A 2,317-nucleotide genomic window follows, 5' to 3' on the forward strand; every position below is an offset into this window, starting at 1 on the left:
GGGTCACACCTGTCGCTCGCACCAGTCCGGTGCGAAATAACTCGCACCAGCCCCTTCGCGGAAAAGGTAACGCGAAGTGCACCAACGGTCGGCCACTACGMCAGAACACCGCCCGTGCGAGCAGCACMTCACCCGGCTCCCAGCAACGAGTCACCAGCGCAGGCGAGCCTTTACTCCCCGACTGCGGMGTCGCCTTACCAGCCCGRGCCCCGGRCGCCGGGTCCCCCTACACCCTGGAATTCCGCACACCGGGTCGCCCTAGACCCTGGGACTCTGCACCTTGATCCCGGGGACGGAGTCCCGCACGAGCACGAAGCCGCCCACCCAATTTCCCAACCMGGAGACTCCKAGCCCAAGCCCGAGCCCAAACGGTTGACCGCCTTCCATCGCCGCCACGGCATCCTGCGAAGCTAATTACAGCCCTGTAATTCGAAAAATCCCCTAGAAATCAAGGAAGTAGKGCCATTGAGTCGAGGCCATCGGGCCTCGATTTGTAGATTCCCGGAACCTCCTATAGAGTTCTTACTCGTTGGAACGCGAGGAAATGCCGAATGCGGCAAGGAAATGCACCCCAATAATGCGGACGTAGCTCAGCTGGTAGAGCACCACCTTGCCAAGKTGGATGTCGCGAGTTCGAATCTCGTCGTCCGCTCGCAGGACACTGTCACGGCAAAGGTTCTTCGGAATCCTGCTTACACGGTGGGTTGGCCGAGAGGCGAGGCAGCGGCCTGCAAAGCCGTATACACGGGTTCGAATCCCGTACCCACCTCGGTGAAAACCATGGTTTCCGGTTTAGGCCGGATGAAATGGGCGATTGGCGCAKCGGTAGCGCGCTTCCCTGACACGGAAGAGGTCACTGGTTCGATCCCAGTATCGCCCACCAAAGCAAGGTAACTTGCTTGATGCAGTACCACCGGCCAAGCCGGCATGGACTTCATATTGCGGACGTAGCTCAGCTGGTAGAGCACCACCTTGCCAAGGTGGATGTCGCGAGTTCGAATCTCGTCGTCCGCTCTCTTGTGTAAATGATTGACACAAATCCACTCCGGATTCTTCCGGTTGCGGGCGATTGGCGCAGCGGTAGCGCGCTTCCCTGACACGGAAGAGGTCACTGGTTCGATCCCAGTATCGCCCACCATCAAGCAGCTCCTCTGGAGCTGCTTTTTTCATGCCCTCATGGCGTCCTGGAAGTTAGCTGGATCGTCGTTATCGGGCGTTGATCTGGGCGGGCCCTGCCGGACCGGGCCACAAGGCCCTTGACAGGAGTCCTCCGAGAACGGGCCGGCTCTTGGCATGAACCGGACAGGCCGTTAGTATCGGAAGCCGGAGGAGCGATCTGGCTCCGCGACCGAAGGGAGGTGCCCGTGGGTTTACTTGACGATCTGAAGGGCAAGGCTCAGCAAGTCATTGGTGGCAACGAACAGGCCATCAAGGACGGCATCGAAAAGGCCGGCGATTTCGTCGACTCGAAGACCGACGGCAAGTACGCCGACAAGGTCGATGCAGCGCAGAAGGGTGCTTCCGACTTCGTGGATCAAGCAGACGACAGGCCGACCACGGCCCCCGTCGTCGAGCGGCCCCTCGTCGCGGACGAGCCTCCTGTAGCCGGGGAAACCCGGCAGCAGGGCCTCTGACCCAGGTACGTCAGCGAGGTGTCGGTCCCGCCGAGAGGCGGCGCCGGCACCTTCGGCGTTTAACGACGCCGAATGAAGCGTGGAGGGGTTCACCTTGGGGGTTCGACGTCGGAGTGTCATCACGTCGCCGCGTTCCGTCTGCGGACGGTTCAGACTCGAGACGATCCCGGCCCAGGCCGAACAGCGCCCACGCCTAGTCAGGCCTAGGACGGTTCGTGGTTCTGGCCCTCACGGGCAAGCGCGGTAAGCCGGGAAACGGCGCGGAAGTACTTCTTCATGTACCCGCCGGTCATCATTTCCTCAGTGAAGAGCTTGTCGAACGGCACGCCGCTGGCCAGGATGGGCACGTCCTTGTCGTACAGCCGGTCCGCCAGCACCACGAACCGCAGGGCCACGGCTTGCTCGGTGATCGTGTGCACGTTCTTCCACACGACGCCTTCGATCCCGTCCAGCAACTGGCGGTAGCGGCTCGGGTGCACGCCGGCCAGGTGGTTGATCAGGGTGCTGAACTCGTCCCGGGCCACGGTCTTGCCGTCGAATTCGGCCTGCATGTGGTGGGTCAGGTCATCATTGCGCAGCGGAGCGGGCGCTGCCGGCAAGCCGCGGTGGCGGAAGTCCTCGCCGTCGATTCTTACGACGTCGAACTGGTCTGCCAGCACCTGGATTTCGCGCTGGAAGTCGAC

Annotated in this window: 2 protein-coding genes and 5 tRNA genes; 6 read left to right on the forward strand and 1 reads right to left on the reverse strand. The window is 62.0% G+C overall.

Going from position 1 to position 2,317, the window contains the following annotated elements; all coding sequences use genetic code 11:
* The first annotated feature begins 579 nt into the window (after nucleotides 1–579).
* The 6 genes from AC1DBQ_RS22960 to AC1DBQ_RS22985 all read left to right on the forward strand — a co-directional run bounded on the left by AC1DBQ_RS22960 (nucleotide 580) and on the right by AC1DBQ_RS22985 (nucleotide 1,634).
* Nucleotides 580–652 (forward strand) — tRNA-Gly (locus tag AC1DBQ_RS22960).
* A 46-nt stretch (nucleotides 653–698) separates the two neighbouring features.
* Nucleotides 699–769 (forward strand) — tRNA-Cys (locus AC1DBQ_RS22965).
* A gap of 39 nt (nucleotides 770–808) precedes the next feature.
* Nucleotides 809–883, forward strand: a tRNA-Val gene (locus tag AC1DBQ_RS22970).
* A gap of 58 nt (nucleotides 884–941) precedes the next feature.
* A tRNA-Gly gene (locus tag AC1DBQ_RS22975) sits at nucleotides 942–1,014 on the forward strand.
* 49 nt (nucleotides 1,015–1,063) lie between these two features.
* A tRNA-Val gene (locus tag AC1DBQ_RS22980) sits at nucleotides 1,064–1,138 on the forward strand.
* 226 nt (nucleotides 1,139–1,364) lie between these two features.
* The gene (locus AC1DBQ_RS22985; RefSeq protein WP_476930702.1) at nucleotides 1,365–1,634 is read left to right on the forward strand and encodes an antitoxin; all 270 of its coding nucleotides are present in this window, start codon (nucleotides 1,365–1,367) and stop codon (nucleotides 1,632–1,634) included.
* 203 nt (nucleotides 1,635–1,837) lie between these two features.
* Here AC1DBQ_RS22985 and zapE read toward each other — a convergent pair.
* Nucleotides 1,838–2,317: AFG1/ZapE family ATPase (zapE, locus tag AC1DBQ_RS22990; RefSeq protein ID WP_476930703.1), on the reverse strand; the 480-nt coding region annotated here is incomplete at its 5' end.

Source organism: Arthrobacter sp. 10T413_2, assembly GCF_056394205.1.